9 protein-coding genes, 2 tRNA genes and 1 pseudogene are annotated in these 21,209 nt (G+C 68.6%); 9 read left to right on the top strand and 3 right to left on the bottom strand.

Annotated features, from left to right (window positions below; translation table 11 throughout):
• Positions 1-36 precede the first annotated feature (36 nt).
• Complete coding sequence (locus tag AC1DR1_RS04745; RefSeq protein ID WP_229994175.1) at positions 37-3,333, top strand: ATP-dependent helicase; 3,297 nt, start codon at positions 37-39, stop codon at positions 3,331-3,333.
• Positions 3,330-6,953, top strand: coding sequence for an ATP-dependent helicase (locus tag AC1DR1_RS04740; RefSeq protein WP_476992233.1), 3,624 nt, complete (start codon positions 3,330-3,332; stop codon positions 6,951-6,953). Before AC1DR1_RS04745 ends, AC1DR1_RS04740 begins: the two co-directional genes overlap by 4 nt.
• A 732-nt stretch (positions 6,954-7,685) precedes the next feature.
• On the opposite strand, the pseudogene AC1DR1_RS04735 reads toward AC1DR1_RS04740, so the two are convergent.
• Positions 7,686-8,637 (bottom strand): annotated as a pseudogene (locus tag AC1DR1_RS04735) (macrolide 2'-phosphotransferase); the annotation flags it as partial.
• Between the two features lie 176 nt (positions 8,638-8,813).
• On the opposite strand from AC1DR1_RS04735, the gene nudC reads away from it, so the two are divergent.
• The 3 genes from nudC (at position 8,814) to AC1DR1_RS04720 (ending at position 12,813) form a co-directional block, all read left to right on the top strand.
• On the top strand, positions 8,814-9,893 hold the full coding sequence (gene nudC / locus AC1DR1_RS04730; protein WP_414645493.1) for an NAD(+) diphosphatase: 1,080 nt from the start codon (positions 8,814-8,816) through the stop codon (positions 9,891-9,893).
• 140 nt (positions 9,894-10,033) lie between these two features.
• A complete protein-coding gene (locus tag AC1DR1_RS04725) occupies positions 10,034-12,172 on the top strand; it encodes an ATP-dependent DNA helicase UvrD2 (RefSeq protein WP_229994173.1) in 2,139 nt (712 codons plus the stop codon).
• Positions 12,172-12,813 (top strand): M48 metallopeptidase family protein, encoded by a 642-nt coding sequence (locus tag AC1DR1_RS04720; protein ID WP_229994147.1) that lies wholly within the window; start codon positions 12,172-12,174, stop codon positions 12,811-12,813. The genes AC1DR1_RS04725 and AC1DR1_RS04720 overlap by 1 nt, the downstream gene beginning before the upstream one ends.
• A 7-nt stretch (positions 12,814-12,820) precedes the next feature.
• On the opposite strand, the gene AC1DR1_RS04715 is transcribed toward AC1DR1_RS04720, so the two are convergent.
• The gene (locus AC1DR1_RS04715) at positions 12,821-14,335 is read right to left on the bottom strand and encodes a zinc-dependent metalloprotease (protein WP_364745797.1); all 1,515 of its coding nucleotides are present in this window, start codon (positions 14,333-14,335) and stop codon (positions 12,821-12,823) included.
• A 257-nt stretch (positions 14,336-14,592) separates the two neighbouring features.
• On the opposite strand from AC1DR1_RS04715, the gene AC1DR1_RS04710 reads away from it, so the two are divergent.
• The 4 genes from AC1DR1_RS04710 to AC1DR1_RS04695 all read left to right on the top strand — a co-directional run bounded on the left by AC1DR1_RS04710 (position 14,593) and on the right by AC1DR1_RS04695 (position 19,536).
• Positions 14,593-15,741 (top strand): YlbL family protein, encoded by a 1,149-nt coding sequence (locus AC1DR1_RS04710; RefSeq protein WP_229995989.1) that lies wholly within the window; start codon positions 14,593-14,595, stop codon positions 15,739-15,741.
• Positions 15,742-15,957: 216 nt separating this feature from the next.
• Positions 15,958-18,966, top strand: coding sequence for a UPF0182 family membrane protein (locus AC1DR1_RS04705; protein WP_229995990.1), 3,009 nt, complete (start codon positions 15,958-15,960; stop codon positions 18,964-18,966).
• A 207-nt stretch (positions 18,967-19,173) separates the two neighbouring features.
• Positions 19,174-19,247: transfer RNA gene (locus AC1DR1_RS04700), tRNA-Met, on the top strand.
• A 212-nt stretch (positions 19,248-19,459) separates the two neighbouring features.
• A tRNA-Met gene (locus AC1DR1_RS04695) sits at positions 19,460-19,536 on the top strand.
• A 119-nt stretch (positions 19,537-19,655) separates the two neighbouring features.
• On the opposite strand, the gene AC1DR1_RS04690 is transcribed toward AC1DR1_RS04695, so the two are convergent.
• Positions 19,656-21,080 carry a cryptochrome/photolyase family protein gene (locus AC1DR1_RS04690; RefSeq protein WP_229995991.1) on the bottom strand — a complete coding sequence of 475 codons (1,425 nt, stop codon included), beginning with the start codon at positions 21,078-21,080 and terminating at the stop codon, positions 19,656-19,658.
• Positions 21,081-21,209: the final 129 nt, after the last annotated feature.

Raw genomic sequence — 21,209 nt, 5'->3', positions numbered from 1 at the left:
GCACAGTTTCAGCAGGCAAAGTCTCAGTCTGCAGGACTGCGCCTGCTGCCGCCCCGGACCCACCACAGCGCGGTCCCGGTGCTGTCGCTGGACCAGCTCGGCGCCGTCGAGGTTCCGTCCGGCTCCGGCCCCGTCCTGGTGCCAGGAGCACCCGGCACCGGTAAATCGACGGTCCTCGTCGAGGCTGCCGTCCGCCGCACTCTCCGGGACGGCCTGGACCCGGAGCGGATGCTCATCCTGGCTCCCGGAAGGCTCGCCGCGGACACGCTCCGCGACCGCTTCACGGCCCGCTTGGACCGGAGCCTGAGCACGACGCCGGCGCGGACCTGGGCGTCATATGCCTTCGATCTGATCCGGCGTGCCAAGGCAGAAGGCCTCCTGCCGCTGCCGCGCCAGCCGAAGCTGCTCTCCGGCCCGGAACAGGACCTGATCATCAAGGAGCTGCTGGAGGGCCATGCGCTGCCCGGCCTCGAACTGCCGTGGCCGGAGGACCTGGACGCTGCCCTGCAGACCCGCGGTTTCCGCCAGGAAGTGCGCCAGCTCTTTGACCGGATCATCGAATCCGGGCGGACGGCCGAGGACCTCGTGGCGTTGGCCCGGCAGTGCAACCGGCCCGACTGGATTCCGGCGGCCGCACTCTACTCCGAGTACCGCGACGTCCTGGACCTGCGCATGCCCGAGGCCTTTGACCCCGCCGGCATCATCACTGCCGCACGCCAGATCTTCCAGGACTCACCGGATTTCCTCGCCGCCGAGCGTGACCGCCTGCAACTGATTCTGGTGGACGACATCCAGGAGGCGAACCCCGCGGTCTTCGAATTGCTGGCGGACATCGCCGCCGGCAAGGACGCCATCATCACTGCCTCGCCGGACACTGTGGTTCAGGGCTTCCGCGGGGCGCGCCCGGATCTCGTGGCGGAGCTTCCCCGCCTCCTGGCCCCTGACGCAGTGATCCTGGAGCGTCCCCTGTGGACGGCGCATCGGCATGCCCCGGACGTGGCAGAGGCATGGCTGTCGGTGGCCGGGCGCATCTCCCGCAGGTCCGGCGGACAGTCCGCACGCCGGCTCGAACAACCTGAACCGGTCCCGGCGCCGGGATCTGAGCTCCCGACGCCGGACGGGGCGCCCCGCGCCGCCGGCCGCCCTGGGGCGGTCGAGGCCCACCTGCTGCCGTCCCCGGTCCACGAACTGCGGTACGTGGCGCAGCGGATCCTCGAAGCACAGCTGAACGACGCCCGGGAACTTGGGGACATTGCCGTGATCGTGCGCAACGGCGGCCAGCTCAGCCAGCTGCAGCGGTACTTGGCCGGCCAGGGGATTCCGGTCCGGATTCCCGTCGCCGAATCCGCCGTCCGGGACGAGGTCGCGGTCCGTCCACTGCTGGATGCCTATGCGGTGGCCCTGGACCCCGCCGCGCTCACGCCCGAGTCGGCCGTGTCCTTGCTGACGTCCCGGATAGGGGGCGCCACGTCGATTGAATTGCGGAGGCTGCGGCAGTCGCTGCGCCGGGAGGAACTCCTGGGCGGCGGCGGACGCACCAGCGACGCCCTCCTGGTCGAAGCTCTGCTGGAGCCCGGGGCGCTGGCAACGCTGGGCATCGAGGGGCACTCGGCCCGCCGGATCGCCCGGATGATCCGGGCGGGGCAGGACGCCGCCGAGGCCCCAGGAGGGAACGCCGAGACGGTGCTTTGGGCGCTCTGGCATTCCACCGGCCTTGCCTCCCGCTGGACCGAGGCCGCCCTCGCCGGAGGGTCGGCCGGTGCCAGGGCCGACCGTGACCTCGATGCCATGATGGCGCTTTTCCATACCGCGGAACGCTTTGTCGACCAGCTGCCCGGCTCCGGCCCCGAGCAATTCCTTGAATACCTGCTGAGCCAGGAACTGCCCATGGATACCCTGGCCGCCCGGGCGCAGCTGGAGGACGCGGTGGAACTCATGACCCCTGCCAGCGCCGCCGGCCGGGAGTGGCCTGTGGTGATCGTGCCGGGACTGCAGGAAGGCGTGTGGCCCAACACCCGGCTGCGCGGCGAACTGCTCGGCAGCACTTTGTTCGCCGACGCTGTCGAACACGGTGTGGAATATGCCCTGCGACTGGATCCGCAGAGCCGGCTGCGCGAAATCCGCTATGACGAACTCCGAAGCTTTTCCACCGCGGTGTCCCGCGCCCGCGAGGTGCTGATCTGCACTGCCGTGTCCTCGGAGGATGAGCAGCCGTCCTCGTTCCTGGACTATGTGGCGCCGCTGCGGCCGGGGCAGGACCGCCGGGGCTTTACGCCGGTCGAGCGTCCGCTGACCCTCCGGGCGCTGGTGGCGGAACTGCGCCAGTACGCCCAGCTCGACCCCAAGGCTGCGGAGTCGGCCGAAGCCGCGGCCGTGCTGGGAGCCCTGGCCACAACTGAGCCGCCGGTTCCGGGCGCACACCCCGCGAGCTGGTGGGGACTGGCCGAGTTGTCCTCGGAGGAGCCGGTTGTTCCGCCGGGCGGTACCGTGTTCGTGTCGCCCTCGAAGGTCGAAACCGTGCAGAAATCGCCGCTGGACTGGTTTGTCCAGGCCGCCGGCGGAGAAGCCGCGACGGATTTTGCCCGCAGCCTGGGAACTCTGGTCCACGCCATCGCGCAGGACCTCCCGGACGCCTCGGGAAGCGAATACGTCGCGGAACTCGTCCGGCGCTGGCCCACACTGGGGATGAAGGACAACTGGGAGGGCAAGCTGGACTTCCAGCGTGCCGAGTCCATGGTCCGCAAGCTCGCCCAGTATGTCCTCGTGATGCGCAGCGAGGGCCGGAGCCTGATCGGCGTCGAACAGGACTTTGAAGTCAAACTGCCGGACGTTCCGGCGGAGACCACCGCCGGACCCGCCTCCGAACCCGGCGACGGCGGGAGCCTCGGACCGGCGCGGCCCGCCGTGCTGCGGGGCCAAGTCGACAGGCTCGAGATCGACGCCGAGGGCCGGCTGGTGATCATCGACCTCAAGACCGGCAAGCGCCAGCCCGGCAAGGCGGATCTGGACCGCCACCCGCAGCTGGGCGCCTATCAGGCCGCCGTGCTGGCCGGGGGCTTTGCAGGTCCCGACGACGGGCCGCCGCCGCTGCCAGGCGGGGCCGTCCTGGCCCAGCTGGGCACCACAACCAAGAGCCCCGGCATCCAAGCCCAGGCCCCACTGGACCCGCAGGACAACTGGGCGCTGGAGATGGTCGGCGACGCCGCCCGTGTGATGTCCGGCAGTGTTTTTCAGGCCCGCCACGATCCGTCCAAGGGAGGCCACGGCGGCCACGGCTGCCGGCTCCCTGAAGTGTGCCCGCTGTGCGTGCGGGGAAAGCAGGTTACTGAATGACCCCCGAGGCGCCGGCGACCGGCCCGGCCGGCCTGCATCCGGCACCGAATCCCCTTCCCGCACCGCGGTTCAGCCCGGAGGAGCTGTCGGCACTGCTGGGGGAGAAGAACAGCCCCACTGCCGAACAGTCCCTGATCATTTCCTCGCCCCTCACGCCGCGGCTCGTGATCGCCGGCGCGGGCTCGGGGAAGACCGCCACCATGGCGGACCGGGTGGTCTGGCTCGTTGCCAACGGCCGGGTCCGGCCGGAGGAGGTCCTCGGCGTCACCTTCACGCGTAAGGCCGCCGGTGAACTCGCCTCGCGGATCCGGGCCAAGCTGGCCGCCCTGACGCGCATCGCGGCGGCCGACACCGGGAACACTGTCTTCCCGGCCGGGCTGCTGAGCACGGACGCGCTCGAACCCAAGGTCTCCACCTACCACTCGTACGCGAGCGGCATCGTGTCCGACTATGGCCTCCGCCTCGGCGTCGAACGCGACGTCGTGTTGCTCGGCGGCGCCCAGTCGTTCCAGCTCGCCAGCGAGGTCGTGGAAGCCTTTGACGGGGACTACGAACACTTCCGGTCCGCCAAATCGACGCTCGTCAAGGCCGTGATCCAGCTGGCAGGAGAATGCGCGGAGCACCTGCAGGACCCGGCCGAGGTCCGTGGCTGGCTGCTGGAACGGGTCGCCGCGTACGAATCGCTGCCGTACGTCGCAGAGGCCAAGAAGAACCCCACCCAGGCGGCGGGCGAGCTCAGCGCGATGCTGCGCACCCGCGCCAGCGTCGCGGACATGGTGGGCCGCTACTCCGCGGTGAAGCGCGCCCGCGGCGCCCTGGACTTCGGCGACCTCGTGGCCCTGGCGGCCCGGGTGGCCAACGAGATTCCGGTCGCCGCCCAAACGGAACGGCAACGCTACAAGGTAGTGCTGCTCGATGAGTTCCAGGACACCTCGCACGCCCAGTTGGTGCTGTTCTCCCGGCTCTTCGGTGACGGCCATGCCGTCACCGCGGTGGGGGACCCGAACCAGTCCATCTACGGATTCCGGGGAGCCTCCGCCGGGCAACTTTTCCACTTCGTCCGTGAATTCCCGGTCCTCGTCAGCGGCGACGGCACCGCCCACAGCAGCGGCGGAGACCAGGAAACCGGCGGGGACCAGGAAACCGGCGGGGGCCAGGAAAGCGGTCCGGCCGGCCCGGCCCGGCGCTTCGCCGTGGCGCCGACCTCGTATTTGACCACCGCGTGGCGCAACGGGCGCAACATCCTGGCCACGGCCAACCTCATTTCGGCTCCTCTGAGCAAGGCGGCGGCGAACCTTGGGACCGCCGGTGCCCGGGAAACTGCCGATGCCGTCGAGGTACCGCCATTGCAGCCCAGCCCGGCCGCCGTCGAGGGCAGGGTCGTGATGGGACGGTTCGCCACGGACGAATCCGAGGCCGCGGCGATCGCCGGAGACGTGCTGAAATTCCGCGTGACGGACTTCGACGCCGCGCAGCCCGCCGACCCGGTTCCGCCGGCCATGGCCGTCCTCTGCCGGCGGCGGGCACAAATGGAATGCATTCGCCGCGAATTCGAAGTCCGGGGCATTCCCTATGAAATCGTCGGGCTCGGCGGGCTGTTGGACACACCGGAAATCATCGATCTTGTGGCCACGCTCCGAGTCCTGGCCGACCCCGGCCGCTCGGACTCCCTCATGCGCCTGCTGGCCGGCGCGCGGTGGCGGATCGGCCCGGCGGACCTGATGGCGCTGCGGGACTGGTCCAGTTTCCTGGCCCGCCGTCGGGGCCGCCCTGGCGGCCTGGACGGCCACGACGCCGGGCGTGCCGACGAGGATACGATCGATGACGCAGTGATTGAAGGCGACATCACGGATTCCGCCAGCCTGGTCGAGGCCCTGGACTGGCTGCCCCGCGACGGCTGGACCTCGGCGCACGGCCGCAGGCTGAGCCCGGAGGCCCGCGGCCGGCTGCAGCGGCTCTCTGACGAGCTCCGGCAGCTGCGCAGCTACATGGGCGACGATCTCACCACCTTGCTGGGCGAAGTCGAACGGGCGATGCTCCTGGACATCGAAGTTGCCGCGCGGCCCGGGATCAGCATCCATCAGGCCCGACGCAACCTGGACGCCTTCCAGGACGCAGCGGCCGGGTTCCTGCACACCTCCCACCGGGTCGACGTCCTGGCGTTCCTCGCCTGGCTTGAAGCCGCGGCGGCCGAGGAAAACGGCCTCGATGCCGCAGCGCCGGAGGTGAACCACGAGGCCGTCCAGCTCCTGACCGTGCATGCGTCCAAGGGGCTGGAATGGGATGTCGTGTTCGTTCCCGGGCTCAACGCCGGAGCGTTCCCCAGCAGCCGGGACTCGCGGTGGAGCAGCGGCAGTGCGGCATTGCCGTGGCCGTTGCGCGGCGATCGCGCCGATTTGCCCCAATGGGACCTCGACCAGCCGGACCAGAAAGGCTGGCTCGACGCGGAGAAGGACTTCAAATCTGCCGTCCAGGCGCACGGCGAAGCCGAGGAACGGCGCCTGGCCTACGTGGCGTACACCCGTGCGAAACACGTGCTCTGGATTTCAAGTGCCGCGTGGGTGGGATCCCGGGCCGGTTTGGCCGAGATGTCACCCTTTCTTTCCGGGCTGGAGGGCCTCACCGCCGACGGCGCAGCCGAAATCCACCCGCTGTCCGTCAGCGAGGACGCGCTGCCCGCGGATAGCCCCTTGACCTCTGAACTCGAAGTCGCCGCCTGGCCCTACGATCCCCTCGAGGGGCCGCATGACCCCCGGACAGGGAAACGGCTGCGGCTTGTCCCGGGCCGGCGTGCGGCCATGGAATCCGCCGCAGCCCGCGTCCTGCAGGCAATGGACGCCGGCCCGGACAGCCACGTGGACAGTGACTCGGCTGCGGCCCCGGCGCACGCCGGTGGAGACGGCGGACGGCGGCCAGTCCTGCGCGGCCCTGCGGCCGGATGGGCAAGCGAAGCGGCCACCTTGCTGGAACGCCGCTCCCGGCGTTCAGTGGTCCAGGACGTGCATCTGCCGGGCCATATCTCGGCGTCCACTCTGGTCGACCTGGAAGACGACGCAGGCTCCGTCGTGGCCCGCCTCCGCAGGCCGGTCCCGCGCGAACCGGGGATGTCGGCCCGCAAGGGCACGGCCTTCCACGCCTGGGTGGAGGAATACTTCGGCGCCGCCGGGATGCTGGACTTTGGTGAGGCTGCCGGCGCTGACGACCACATCGACGAGGCCTACGGCCTGGATTCCATGGTGGAAACTTTCCGCCAGTCCGAGTGGGCGCACCGCGCCCCCGCCCATGTCGAAGTCCCGGTCGAGACACGGATCGGCGACGTCGTGGTCCGGGGCAGGATCGACGCCGTGTTCCGTGACGCCGACGGCGGCTGGGACCTTGTGGACTGGAAGACCGGTCGCCGCCCCTCGGCGGCCCAGCTGAAGGTGAAGGCAGTCCAGCTCGCCGTCTACCGCCTGGCCTGGGCCCGGCTCAAAGGGATCCCATTGGAGGACGTCCGGGCCGCCTTCTACTACGTGGCCGACAACCAGGTGGTCCGTCCGCACGACCTCGGATCAGCGGAAAAGCTTGAGGAAATCGTGGCGGCCGCGCTGGGGAGGACAGCAGCGGCGAGGGGCGCCTAGGCGGATTCTTCCGGCCGGATCGCGCTTGCCGGAACTCGCCCAGCAGGGGGTTCTAGCGGGACGTGGTGTCGACCACCGTGATGGCGGCGGTCGACGTGTTGTCACGAGCGCCGGGCTCCACTGCGGATTCCGCCTGGACTGCGGACTTCGGCTGGACTGCGGAATCCGGCTGGACTGCGGAATCCGGCTGCAAGACGGCGATCGATTGCGTCGACGTGTCCTCGGCGGCGGGAACCGCAGTCTCAGCGTCGCTTTGCCCGGCCTCACCTGCGTCGGAATCCGGGACCCCTGCCTGCCGGGCATCGTCCTGCGTGTCATCAGCCTCGTCGGCAGCCGATGCATCGGCTGAGCCGGGGCTCCGGGGGGCCTCGGGGATGCTGGGCGCGGATCCGGCGACCGGCCCGGCGTCGGCGTCCGCGGCTGTGCCCTCGGGTGTTTCCGTGTCTGCGACCGGCTGTACGACGGCCGTCGGGGCGTCAGCCTCCGCCTCCCGCGGGATCGGGGTGACGTGCACGGCGGGCCTGACACTGATTTCAGCAGAAGCATCATCAGCCGGACCGGTACCGGGTACCGGCTCCATGGGCAGCAGCGTGACCTTGCTGACGGCGGGCGGCGCACCGCTGGCCGGATTGGCCGGAAGTGCCGGCGCGGCCGAAGCCGCGGGCGTCGCCGTCGGCGCATCGGCATCGGCACCTGCACTGGCTTGTTCTGCGCCGGGTTCGGGGGCCGCGACCGGCTGCGGCAGCGGTTCCACGCTGATGGGCTGGCCGCCGTGTTCGGCGACGTCGTCGGCCAGAGTGGCGAGCATGGACTCTGCCTCGTCGATCATGTCCTGGTTGCCGGCGGCCATGCCCTTGACCAGATACTGCGCCAGGGCGAATTCGGCGGACAGCGCAGCCCGCCGCAGCAGGTGGGCATCGGGAACATCGCGCCGGCTGGAGGTGTAGTGATCCAGGACCGCGTTCACAAAGTCCAGTTCGTTCGAGGCGACCAGCCAGGCCATGTCATCCGCCGGGTCGCCGATGCGCAGGTCGGTCCAGCCCGTCACGGCGGTCACCCGGTCACCGTCGACCAGCAGGTTGTCCTCGTGGAGGTCGCCGTGAACGACACAGGGATTGAAGCGCCAGAGGGAGACGTCTTCCATGGCGTGTTCCCAGCGCCGCAGCAGCAGCGGCGGGATTTTTCCGGTCGTGGCGGCCTGGTCCAGTTCATTGAGGCGCCGCTGGCGGAATTCGTTGGGCGTGTAGCTGGGCAGATCGGCATTGCTCACAATTGACCGCGGGAGGTCATGGATCGCGGCCAATGCCGCCCCGATTTCGCGGGCCACAGCGGGGGAGCCGCTGCTGAGGTCGTCCAAGGAGCGGGTGGCGCCGGCCAGGTGCGAGTAGACAAACGTGCTGAGCTGGCCCTGCCGGACAGTTCCCGCCACAGTGGGCATCAGGAACGGCAGCTCGGCCCGGATGCCGGGAGCAAAGGCCCGCAGAACCAGGAATTCGGTTTCCAGCCGGGCGCTGGCTTCGGCGTGCCGGGGGGAGCGGACACGCCAACGCTTGCCCTCGGAGTCCAGCAGGAGGGCTGCGTCGAAGTCCGCCGGATCGTCGGGCGCAGAGCTGACGGCGGTCGGGGTCAGGCCGGGCACCGCCGCTGTTGCTACAGCTGCCAGTTCGATAGGTTTCCTTCTCACCCTTCCACGGTAGATTGAGCGGCGCCCAAGACGGCGATGCACTCCGGCGAGTCTTGAGATAGGGACTAAATGAGGGCGAAAACCCCCGCAAACGGCCTGTCCCGCACACGCCGTGGAGCGCGCGGCGGCGTGGGCGGCAAATGTCAATTGTCTGCCCGAGTCAGTACGGTGGGTACATGAGTCTTGCGGAGTCAGCTACATCAGAGCAAACCCCCTCCGAATCCTCGGCACCCGACGCTGCGGCACCGCCGGTGCAGGTTCTGCCGGCAAACCACCTGATGGACACGGTCCTTCCCGTGCGCCCGGCCCTGGTCGACCGCGGATCCGCGGCACGCGTGAAACCCGGAATGCTGGCGGAGCTGGTGGGTTCAGGCTCGGCGCAGGCCATGGTTCTCTCCGGCCGGCAGGCCCTCGTCAGCGACAGCAGCCTCGTTCTCCTGGACGCGGCAGAGCTCGCCGGGCACTTGGCGAACACCCCGTACGCTCCGGAACACGTGATCTACCTCGGTTCCGCCCTGGCAGGTTCGGACCTCGACGCCGGCACCGAACTCGTCCTGTTCGTCCTGCCGCTCCAGTTCGAAGTCCGGGCCGAGGAGTTCGAGGCCCACGTGGCCGGCATCCCCAGCGATGCGCAGTGGGCGGGTTTCCGCGAAGTCGCGGCACGCTTGAACGCCACGGACACGGCACTGTTCGTCGAGGCCAGTGCCATCGCCAACTGGCACGCCACCCACACGCATTGCCCCCGCTGCGGCACCCCCACGCAGCCGGAAGCCGGCGGCTGGGTCCGGCGCTGCCCGGCCGATAACTCCGAGCACTTCCCCCGGACGGATCCGGCCATCATCGTGACCGTGGTGGGTCCCGACGGGAGGCTGCTGCTGGGTGGAGGGGGCCCGCTCGACGCGCGGAACTACTCGACCCTCGCCGGCTTCGTAGAGCCGGGGGAGTCGCTTGAACAGGCGGTGCAGCGCGAGATCGGCGAGGAAGTCGGGGTCCGCGTCACCGCCTCCCAGTACCTCGGATCGCAGTCGTGGCCGTTCCCCGCCTCCCTGATGCTCGGTTTCACGGCCACCACACCGGACACCGAAGTCCGGCCCGACGGCGTCGAGGTCACCAGGGCGCGCTGGTTCAGCCGGAGCGAACTGCAGGACGCGGTCCTCAGCGGCGAGATCGTCATTTCCAGCAGGCTCTCCATCGCCCGGTCCCTCATCGAACACTGGTACGGCGGCGTCATTGAGGACGCCGCGGACAGCGCCTGACCCGGCCTGCCCCCATCCGCAGGACACCCACTACTGACTGAGCAGCAAAAGTGACCACAGAGAAATTGAATTTCAGCACTATCCCCGGCGGGGAGCCGTCCGGCGGCACCACACCCGGCGGTACCACACCCGGCGATGCCCTGTCCGAAGTTGCGAGGGAACCGGACTCCCGATCGCTGGAGGAACGGATCCTCGGCGGACTCGACGCCGAGCAGCGCGAGGTCGCCAGCACCCTCCAGGGGCCCATGTGCGTGCTGGCCGGAGCCGGCACCGGCAAAACCCGCGCCATCACGCACCGGATCGCCTACGGCGTGCACTCAGGGGTGTACAGCCCGCAACGGCTCCTGGCCGTCACCTTCACGGCCCGGGCTGCCGCCGAGATGCGCAGCCGGCTCCGTGACCTCGGAGTCGGCAACGTTCAGGCCCGCACCTTTCACGCCGCGGCGCTGCGCCAGTTGCAGTTCTTCTGGCCGCAGGCGGTCGGCGGCACTTTGCCCAACCTGCTGGACCACAAGGCACAGATGATCGCCGAGGCCGCCAGGCGGCTCCGGCTCAGCACGGACCGCGCCTCCATCCGCGATCTCGCCTCCGAAATCGAGTGGGCCAAGGTGTCCATGCTGACCCCGGCGAACTATCTGGAAAATGCCCAGGGCCGCGGCACTCCGGGCGGCTTCGACCTGACGGCCGTGGCGCGGGTCTTCCAGTCCTATGAGGACGTCAAAACCGACCGCAACGTCATCGACTTCGAGGACGTGCTGCTGATCACCGTAGGCATCCTGCAGGAGGACCCGAAAGTGGCGGCGACCGTCCGCGAACAGTACCGGCACTTCGTCGTCGACGAGTATCAGGACGTCTCGCCGCTGCAGCAGCGGCTCCTGGAGCTGTGGCTCGGCGGCCGCGACGAGCTCTGCGTCGTGGGCGACGCCAGCCAGACCATTTACTCTTTCACCGGCGCCTCCCCGAAGCACCTGCTTGGCTTCAAAGCCATGTATCCCGAGGCCCACGTCGTCAAGCTGATCCGGGATTACCGGTCCACGCCCCAGGTTGTCAGGCTCGCCAACGACCTCCTCGGGGGCCGGCGCAGCGGCGGCCCCGTGGCGGACGCCGCCTGGGCCACACCGCTGCAGCTCGTGGCGCAGCGGCCGGCAGGCCCGGTGCCGCGGTTCACCGAATGTTCGGATGACGAGGCGGAAGCCGCCACGGTCGCCGCGCGGATCCGCGAACTCCTCGACGCCGGAACACCGGCGAGCCAGGTCGCCGTACTCTTCCGCACCAACGGACAGTCTGAAGCCTACGAACAAGCGCTGGCCTCGGCAGGGATCGGGTACCAGCTGCGCGGAGGCGAGCGGTTCTTCGCGCGTAAGGAGGTCCGGGACGCCATCCTTCAGCTCCGGGCCGCCACCCGGGCAGTGGCCGAAACCGCCACGCCCGAGCCACTCGGGCAGCTTGTCCGCGACATCGTCGCCTCCCTGGGCTACACGGACGCGGCGCCGCACAGCGGGGGCGCGACCCGGGAGCGCTGGGAATCGCTGGCCGCCCTCGTGGCGCTGGCCGACGAACTCGTGATCACCAGGGGCCCGCAATTTTCACTCCCGGATTTCGTCAACGAGCTCCAGGAACGGTCTCTGGCCCAGCATGCACCGACCGTCCAGGGCGTCACCCTGGCATCCCTGCACGCCGCCAAGGGACTGGAATGGGACGCCGTGTTCCTGGTCGGGCTGAGCGAGGGACTCGTGCCGATCTCGTTCGCGGACACTCCGGAAGCGGTCGACGAGGAACGCCGGCTCCTGTACGTGGGCATCACCCGCGCCCGCGAACACCTGTTCCTGTCCTGGTCCACTGCCCGGACACCGGGCGGGCGGTCCAACCGGAAGCCCTCACGCTTCCTGGATGGCCTGCGCCCCGACTCGGTGGCCAGCTCCCAGCTGAGGGGCAAGGGGCCGGCGCCGCGCCGGAAGGCGGCCGTCCCGGCGTCGTGCCGGGTCTGCGGCAGCATGCTCTCCAGCGGCGCCGAGCGGAAGGTGGGGCGCTGCAACCAGTGCCCGCCCAGTTACGAGGAACAGACATTCGACGCGCTGAGGCAATGGCGGAAGGACGTGGCCCTCGAGGCGGACGTTCCGGCCTTTGTCGTGTTCACCGATGCCACCCTGACCGCCATCGCCGAGGCTCGCCCCGAATCGCTGGAACAGTTGGCCCAACTCGCCGGCGTGGGCCCGTCCAAACTGGAGAAGTACGGTGAGGCCGTCCTGACGGTCCTGGCCGAAAGCGCGGTTCAGTGATGTCCGGTGCCGGGGGTTCCGGCGCGGTTCCGGCGGCCATACCGCTGACCACTGCCGACGGCGCCCCGGTGCTGGTGCGCCGGTCCGCCCGCCGACGACGCACGGTCGCCGCGTTCTGGGAAGACGGCACCGCCGTCGTCGCCATCCCCGCCTCCTTCAGCAGGGCCCAGGAACGGGAATGGGTTCACCGCATGCTTGAAAAACTGCGGCTCCAAGGGGCCCGGGGCGCGCGGGGTTCCGGCCGGCGGCGCCCCCGCAGTGATGCCGAGCTTGCCGCCCACGCCGCCGAGCTGTCGGCGAAGTACCTTGGCGGCAGGGCGGTGCCCTCCTCGGTCCGCTGGGTCACCAATCAGAATTCGCGCTGGGGTTCGGCGACACCGTCCGAAGGAACCATCCGGCTCTCGGCGAAGCTGCAGCCCATGCCGCAATGGGTAATCGACTATGTGCTGCTGCACGAACTCGCTCACCTCCTGGTGGCCGGCCACGATGCCGCATTCTGGCGGCTGCTGGCGGCATACCCGGAGACGGAGCGCGCCAAGGCCTTCCTGGACGGGGTCTCGTTCGCGACCTCGCGCGGCCTGGCGCCCGGCGGATACGACGAAGCCCCGGACGGAATCGAAATCCCGGCCGGGGCCCCTTAGCTTTCGGCTAGGCCTTCGGTTTGCCGCCGTCCTCCGGACGGTCCCCGTCGTTGGCCGGACGGTCGTCGTCGGCCGCCGGTTCCTGGCCGGACCCGGTGGGCTCCGCACCGTCGTCGGACTTAGCGGTGCCCCCGGTGTCGGTGCTCCCGGCGTCCGTGGCCTCGGTGCCCGCGGGTTCGTCAAAGCCTCCGCTGAGCAGCTTCTGCAGGGCGTCATCCACTTCGCTGTCGCTGGCCTCGGCGAGTTTCCGGCGTTCGCTGAAGCCCTGTGGATCTTCCAGGTCCTCTGCCGTGGGCAGCAGGTCGGGGTGCTGCCAAACGGCGTCGCGGCCCTCCACGCCACGCTCGTCCTTGAGCAAAGCCCAGAGCGCGGCGGCCTCGCGGAGCCGGCGCGGCCGCAGTTCGAGGCCCACCAAAGAGGAGAACGCGTGCTCCGCGGGACCGCCTGTGGCCCGGCGCCGCCGGACGGTTTCGCGCAACGCAGCGGCGGAGGGCAGCAGCTTCTCGGTCGCTCCCCAAGAAAGTTCGTCCACCCAGCCCTCCACCAGGGCAAGGGCCGTCTCCAGTTTTTCGAGGGCCTGCTCCTGGGCAGGTGTGCGCTGCGGCATGAAGACACCTTGCGAGAGCGCCTCCTGGATGCCCTCGGGGTTGCTGGGATCGATCTCCCGTGCGAGTTCTTCGATCTTGGACGTGTCGATGTGGATACCGCGGGCGTAGGCCTCGATCGCGCCGAGCAGATGCCCGCGCAGCCAGGGGACCTGGACGAAGAGGCGGGCGTGGGCCGCCTCGCGCACGGCGAGGAACAGGCGGATGTCGTTCTCCGGCAGGCTGAGGCCCTCACCGAACTTCGCCACGTTGGCCGGCAGGAGTGCCATTTCGAGGTCTGCCAGGGGCACACCGATGTCCGTCGAGCTGACCACCTCGGCCGAGAGTGCGCCGATCGCCTGGCCAAGCTGCATGCCGAAGATCGCCCCGCCCATGTTCTGGATCATCGAGGAGGCGCCGCCCATCATGGACTTCATTTCCTCGGGCATCTGCTCGGTCATGGCGGCGGAGAGCGCATTGGCAATGCTGTTGGCGACGGGCTCGGTCAGCCGCTTCCACGTGCCGAGGGTTTCCTCGACCCACTCGGCACGGGACCACGCCCGGCCGATCAGCCCCGTGGCCGGAAGCCCGGTGACCTGGTCGAGCCAGAGTTCGGCCAGCCGGAGGGCCTCATCGACCTCCCGCGACTGCTGGGCGGTGACCGAGGGATCGGATCCGCTCGCCGCAACCCGCCGGGCGTTCTCATGCGCCAGTTGCCAGTTCACGGGCCCCTCCGAGGGGGCGCTCATCATCGCCTGCACTTGGGAGAACATCTGGGCAAGGAGGTTTGGATCGTCCGGGAGGCCGGCGGCCTTGGCGAGTTCGGCGGGGTCGATATTGCCCATGCCCGCCCCGCCCATCAGGTTCTTGAGCATTTCGGCCAAGGGATCCTTGGGTTCCTCGTCGCCATTGGACGGATTGAGTGGGTTGGAGGTCATGATCCCGCCGATCGTCGGTGTGGCTGCTTCTCAACTTCACGGTACCCCTCGGCAAGAGCGGCTGTCTGCCGAAACCGCGCCACGTTCGCTGTAGGCAAAGAGCGGTCCGGGGTGCCAAGCGCGTAGGCTTGGAAGCTGGAATATTTGCACGCGGCAGCCTCGGGTTTGGCTGCGGCCCTGGTGCGTGGTCGCGGTGTCCTTTCAGGCTTGTCCTGCCGGGGCCGCCGGCCCTCGTGCCGGCACGGAGAGGTCGTTCAATGACAGTCACCCAAGGTGAGCAGCCCGCCAGCGACCCAGCGGCCGGCCCTGTCCGGGGCAGGAGGGCGCGGCTGGCCGGCATGGGCGTGCGGCGCAAGCGCAACAACCGGTCATCAGCCATGCTGGTCTCGGGGCTGCTGGCCGTTGCCCTGGGCATCACTGCGGTGAGCCTGCCGGTGCCCTACGTGATCGAGTCTCCCGGACCCACCTTCAACACAATCGGCCAGGACAACGGCAAACCGGTCATCAGCGTCAGCGGCCATGAGACGTTTCCCGCCAAAGGCAGCCTGGACCTCACCACGGTCTATGTCGACGGCGGTCCCAACGGTCCCGTCAGCGTCCTCGAGGCGTTTTCGGCATGGCTCAACGGGACCAAGGCCGTCTACCCGCAGGAGCTGCTGTTCCCGACCGGCGTCACCAAGGAGCAGTCCCAGCAGGAGAGCGCGACGGCGATGACCACCTCCCAGGAGAACGCCGTCGCCTCGGCACTGAAGGAACTGAATATTCCGTTCGGGCAGAAACTGCAGGTGGCCGGCCTCCCGGACGACTCCGCCTCGACGGGGCTGCTGCAGGCAGGGGACGTCCTGGTCTCCATCAATGACAAGCCCATCACGGCCCTCGGCGTCGTCCAGGCGGAACTGGCCGCCGGCAACGGCAAGCCCGTCAAGGTCATTGTGGAACGCGCCGGCGGCCGGGTGCCTGTCACCATCACTCCGGCCAAAAACAGCGCGGGCCGCTTCATCCTCGGCGTCTTGCTGCAGTACAAGTTCACCTTCCCGTTCAACGTCACCATCTCCCTCGACAAAGTCGGCGGCCCCAGCGCGGGCATGATGTTCGCGCTTGGCATCATTGACACCGTCACCCCGGGCGACCTGACCGGCGGCAAGCACGTCGCGGGAACCGGAACCATCACCCCGGACGGTGCCGTGGGACCCATCGGCGGGATCGCCCAGAAAATGCAGGGGGCGCGGTCCGGCGGGGCCACGTTGTTCCTGGCCCCGGCAGCCAACTGCGACGACGTCCTGGGCCACATCCCCGACGGCCTGCAGGTGGTCCGGGTGGAGAACCTCACCGAGGCCCGCAAAGCGGTTGAACTGGCCGCGTCAGGCGGCGACACATCGGGCCTTCCGGTCTGTTCCAGCAACTAGACTGACCGCGGAACTAAGCGCCCTCCCCACTCGTGGCACTAATGACGGCCGCCGCCGTCCCGCGGGGACCCTGCTGCAGGGCCCTGACGGAACGGCAGCGGCGGCCGTTAGAATGCATCAAACCCTGCAATACCGGCACTTAGCCGCCCGACTGAGTCACAGCAGCGACTAATAACTAAAAACCAGCAGTAGACGACCAGCTATGAGGTACCGAGTTTGTCCCGTCCCGCCAGCCCTGCCCCGCCCGGAAGACCCCAGACACGACGCGGCGCCCTGACGCCGACGCTCATCATCGTGGCCCTGATCGTGGTCGGATTCATTTTCTTTGCCAATGTCTGGACGGATGTCCTCTGGTACCAGCAGCTGGGCTTCTTCGAAGTGTTCATGACCGAGAACCTGGCCAGGATCGGGATCTTCATGACAGGTTTCGCCGTCATGTTTACCGCCGTCTTCTTCGCCATCCGGATTGCCTACCATGCGCGGCCGGTGTACGCTCCCGACTCGGAAATCCGGGACAACCTGAACCGCTACCAGGCCCAGCTCGAACCCGTGCGGCGCGTCGTGATGGTGGGCATTCCTATCCTCTTTGGCCTGTTCGCCGGCAGCGCCGCCGCCAGCCAGTGGCAGAAAGTGCTCCTGTTCTTCAACCAGGAGGCCTTCGGCCAGAACGATCCGCAGTTCGGCCTGGACATCAGCTTCTACCTCATGACCCTTCCGTTCCTTGGCTTCGTCACGGGGTTCCTCATCAGCGTCACGGTGGTCGCAGGCCTTGCCGGCATCCTCACGCACTACCTTTACGGCAGCATCCGGATCATGGAACGCGGAATCTTCACCAGCCGCGCCGCCCAGATCCACCTGGCTGTCACGGGCGCTGCCTTCCTGGTGCTGATGGGCGTCAACTTTTGGCTGGACCGCTATTCCACCGTGCAGAACAACGGCGGGCGCTGGGCCGGTGCGCTGTACACGGATGTGAACGCCGTCATTCCGACCAAGGCCATCCTGGCCGTGGCCGCGGCGATCGTCGCCGTGCTGTTCATCGTCGCCGCGGTGATCGGCAAGTGGCGTCTGCCGGTGATCGGCACCGCCATGCTCATCATCACGGCCATCCTCGCCGGCGGCGTCTACCCGTGGGTCATCCAGCAGTTCCAGGTCCGGCCCTCGGAGCAGACGCTGGAGAACGAATTCATCAAGCGGAACATCGCAATGACCCGCGCCGCCTACGGCCTGGACAAGGTTCAGGAGAAGCGGTACAACGCCACCACCGCAGCCACCTCCGGTGCGCTGGCTCCCGATGCGCAGACCACCGCCAACATCCGTCTGCTCGATCCGAACCTGATCTCGGATGCGTTCTCGCAGCTTGAACAGTACCGGCCTTATTACCAGTTCCCCAGCGCCCTGAATGTGGACCGCTACGAGATCGACGGCAAGATCCAGGACACGGTCATCGCCGTCCGTGAACTCAACCCGGACGGGCTGGCGACGAACCAGCAGTCCTGGCTGAACCGGCACGTGGTCTACACGCACGGCTATGGCGTCGTCGCGGCCAAGGGCAACAAGTTCACCGTGGACGGCAAACCGGACTTCCTGCAGTCGGGTATCCCGTCCAACGGCGCGCTCGGCAACGACTCGACCTATCAGCCCCGCGTCTACTTCGGCCAGGACTCGCCCGACTACTCGATCGTGGGTGCCCCGGCCGGTGCCGCGCACCGCGAGCAGGACCGGCCGGCGGCCAAGGAAGGCGACGGCGAAACGCAGTACACCTTCACGGGCAACGGCGGCCCGAACGTCGGCAGCTTCTTCAACAAGATCCTCTACGCGATCAAGTTCCAGTCCTCGGACCTGCTGCTTTCCGACGGCGTGAACGCCGAGTCCCAGATCCTCTACGACCGCAACCCGCGGGACCGCGTCGAAAAGGTGGCGCCCTACCTGACCGTGGACGGCAATCCGTATCCCGCCGTCGTCGACGGCAGGGTGAAGTGGATCGTGGACGGGTACACCACGAGCCCGTACTTCCCGTACTCCCAGCAGGAGCAGCTCTCCGCGGCGACGGCCGACTCGCAGACCGCCGCGAATCGGACGGTAGCCCTGCCGAACAGTTCGGTGAACTACATCCGCAACTCGGTCAAGGCCACCGTGGACGCCTATGACGGCTCTGTGACGCTGTATGCCTGGGATGACCAGGACCCGGTACTGAAGTCCTGGCAGAAGGTCTTCCCCACGTCGGTGAAGCCCTATTCCGAGATGTCCGGTGCGCTCATGAGCCATGTGCGGTACCCGGAGGACCTGTTCAAGGTGCAGCGCGAACTTCTTGGCCGCTACCACGTGACCAACCCGGACAGCTTCTACACCAACATTGACGCCTGGTCCGTACCCAACGACCCCACCGTCAAGGACGAGGTCAAGCAGCCGCCGTACTACATGTCGCTGAAGATGCCCGACCAGGACAAGCCGGCGTTCCAGCTGACCTCGTCGTTCATCCCGCAGGTAGTCAACGGCAACGCCCGCAACGTGCTCTACGGCTTCCTGGCCGCAGACTCCGATGCCGGCAACCAGAAGGGCGTCAAGGCGGACAGCTACGGGCAGCTCAGGCTCCTGCAGATCCCGCCGGAGACCCAGGTCCCGGGCCCCGGCCAGGCACAGAACAAGTTCAACTCCGACCCCACCGTTTCGCAGGCACTGAACCTGCTGCGTCAGGGTGCGTCAGCGGTGCTCAACGGCAACCTGCTGACCTTGCCGGTCGGCGGCGGCATGGCGTATGTCCAGCCCGTGTATCTGCGGTCTACCGGTGAAACCTCCTACCCGACGCTGCAGCGCGTCCTGGTGGCGTTCGGCGACAAGATCGGGTTCGCGCCCACGCTGGACGAGGCACTGAACCAGCTGTTCGGCGGAAATTCGGGGGCCGCGGCAGGGGACTCGGCGAACAAGGGTCAAACGCCGGCCACGCCCACCACCCCTGGTGGTACACCGGCAGCGCCTGGCACCACCGACGCGAAGGCAGACCTGAAGGCCGCCCTGGACGAGGCCAACGCCGCGATCAAGGCCGGCCAGGACGCCCTCGCAAAGGGCGACTTCGCGACCTATGGTGACCAGCAGAAGAAGCTGGCGGCCGCCTTGCAGAAGGCGCTCGAGGCCGAAGCGAAGCTGGAAACCCCGGCCGCCCCGGCGGGCACCGCCTCGCCGTCGGCCACACCGTCGGCCACTCCGTCAGCGACGGCGGGCAGCTAACGCAGCGCTAGCGACCAACGGCAGGCCGGGTTTGCCCTCTCCGGAGAGGCGAACCCGGCCTGTGGTGTAGACGGGCCGGCCGCGGTCTGCGCGGCTTTGGCCGCGGGGCCCCGGGGCCCGGGCGGAAGCTCCGGCGGGCGGCGAGATACACATCACGCCACCTCGATTTGGCCTCAAGTTCACCGGCAGGTAGAGTAGATCTTGCGACGCGGGGTGGAGCAGTTCGGTAGCTCGCTGGGCTCATAACCCAGAGGTCACAGGTTCAAATCCTGTCCCCGCAACTGGAGAAAAGGTCCGGAACACTGGAAACAGTGTTCCGGACCTTTTGCTTTAAGCACTGACTAGGCACCGCGACCGCGACCCGGAACCCGCGCGACGGGACCCGACACAACCGGCGACCGGAGGCGAGCCGGACATCCCTGGACCGGGACTGGGGCAGGTTTGGGGCCGTGGTCAGGACGGCCCGGAAACTAGGGTAGAGTTGATCAAGCGACGCGGGGTGGAGCAGTTCGGTAGCTCGCTGGGCTCATAACCCAGAGGTCACAGGTTCAAATCCTGTCCCCGCAACCAGGAAACACCAGCAGTACACAGAAAGGCCCGGATCTGATGATCCGGGCCTTTCTGTTTCCTCTGCGGGCGGCTACCTCTGGGGCGCCGCCCGGGCCCTCTTACGGGCGCTCAGCCGGCCGTCAGCCGTCCTGGAGCCGCTGATAGGTCGCCAGTGCGCGCGCCCGGGACTCGGCAAGGTCCACGATGGGTGCGGGGTAGCCGGGGGCGGCGCCGTTAGCTTTCCAGGGCTCGTGGACGGCTTTGTCGTCCAGCGCGGCGAGCTCGGGAATGTACCCGCGCAGATATCGCCCGGCGGCGTCGAACTTCTTGCTCTGCGTAACCGGGTTGAAGATCCGGAAATACGGCGAGGCGTCGGCCCCCGAGCCCGCGACCCACTGCCAGTTGGCCGGGTTGCTCGCGGCATCGGCATCCACCAGCGTGTCCCAGAACCAGGCCTCGCCCAGCCGCCAGTCGGCCAGCAGGTTCTTGACCAGGAAGGACGCGGCCGCCATCCGCACGCGGTTGTGCATCCAGCCCGTCTGCCAGAGCTGGCGCATGCCCGCGTCCACCATCGGGTAGCCGGTGCGGCCCTGCTGCCAGGCTTCCAGCTCGGCTCCGGCCGCCGGCTGCCACTCGAAGCGGTCGAACTCCGGCCGGTAATTCCGCGTCGCCAGGTCCGGATTCTCATAGAGCAGCTGCCAACAGAATTCCCGCCAGCCAAGTTCGGAACGGAAGATCCCGACGTCGGCCGGCGCTCCCGGCGCAAAGCTGTCCCGCAGTGTGTGCCAGATCCGGAAGGGGCTGATTTCGCCAAAACGCAGATGCGGAGAGAGCCGGCTGGTACCTTCGACGCCGGGGACGTCGCGGCCGGTGCCATATTCAGCCGCCGGCCCGTCCACGAAATCCGTGAGGCGGCTGTAGGCGCCAGCTTCTCCGGGGGTCCAGGTGGCAGCCAGCCCGGAGCTCCAATCGGGATCACGGGGGAGCAGGCCCCATACGTCGAGTGTTTCGCTTGCCGGCAGGCCGCCGCTGCGGGTGCGTGCCGGGGCCGGCAGCTGGTCCGGGGCCTCCAGAGGGTGCCGGGGCTCGGTGCCGGCCAGGCAGGCCTTCCAGAAGGGCGTGAAGACCTTGTAGGGGCCCCCGCTGCCGGTCCGCACGGTCCACGGCTCGAACATGAGGTTTGCCTGGAAGCTCGTGGCGTTCATGCCCGCGTCAGTGGCCCAGCTCTTCAGGCCGGCGTCGACGGCGCGTTCTGGCCCGCCGTAGCGGCGGTTCCACAGCAGGGTGTCGGCTGACGTCTCCACCGCGAGGTCCTGGATGATCCGGGCGGCCGGGCCGCGGCGGAGCACCAGCCGCGAGCCGGTGGCCTCCAGCGCGGCGGCGAGCCCGGCCAGGGAGTGGTGGAGCCACCACTTCACTGCTCCGCCCAGGGGCCGGACGCCGGGCGACTCCTCGTCCAGGATATAGACGACGGTCAGGGGTGTGCGCAGGGCGGCGGCTTCCGCCAGTGCCGGATTGTCATCCAGCCGGAGGTCGTCACGGAGCCAGACAAGGGTCGCAGACATGGATCCACGGTACACGCGCGGCCGCCGTCACGGCCGGCGGTGCGGTGCAAAAGGGCACAACAAAGGGCCGGGCTCCGGCGGGCGACCCTGAGGTGTCAGGCTCACCCGCCGTAGTCCGGCCCTGGGTCA

It is taken from the genome of Arthrobacter sp. P4_F10, assembly GCF_056401435.1.
Note: the sequence above shows the minus strand (reverse complement) of the source record. Positions and strands in the feature narration are given on the sequence as shown.

Bases quoted from the DNA above. Each gene is read 5' to 3' on its own strand.
- AC1DR1_RS04690 (WP_229995991.1), bottom strand. From the start codon at position 21,080: ATGTCTGCGACCCTTGTCTGGCTCCGTGACGACCTCCGGCTGGATGAC.
- AC1DR1_RS04710 (WP_229995989.1), top strand. From the start codon at position 14,593: ATGACAGTCACCCAAGGTGAGCAGCCCGCCAGCGACCCAGCGGCCGGC.
- AC1DR1_RS04740 (WP_476992233.1), top strand. From the start codon at position 3,330: ATGACCCCCGAGGCGCCGGCGACCGGCCCGGCCGGCCTGCATCCGGCA.
- AC1DR1_RS04715 (WP_364745797.1), bottom strand. From the start codon at position 14,335: ATGACCTCCAACCCACTCAATCCGTCCAATGGCGACGAGGAACCCAAG.
- AC1DR1_RS04720 (WP_229994147.1), top strand. From the start codon at position 12,172: ATGTCCGGTGCCGGGGGTTCCGGCGCGGTTCCGGCGGCCATACCGCTG.
- nudC (WP_414645493.1), top strand. From the start codon at position 8,814: ATGAGTCTTGCGGAGTCAGCTACATCAGAGCAAACCCCCTCCGAATCC.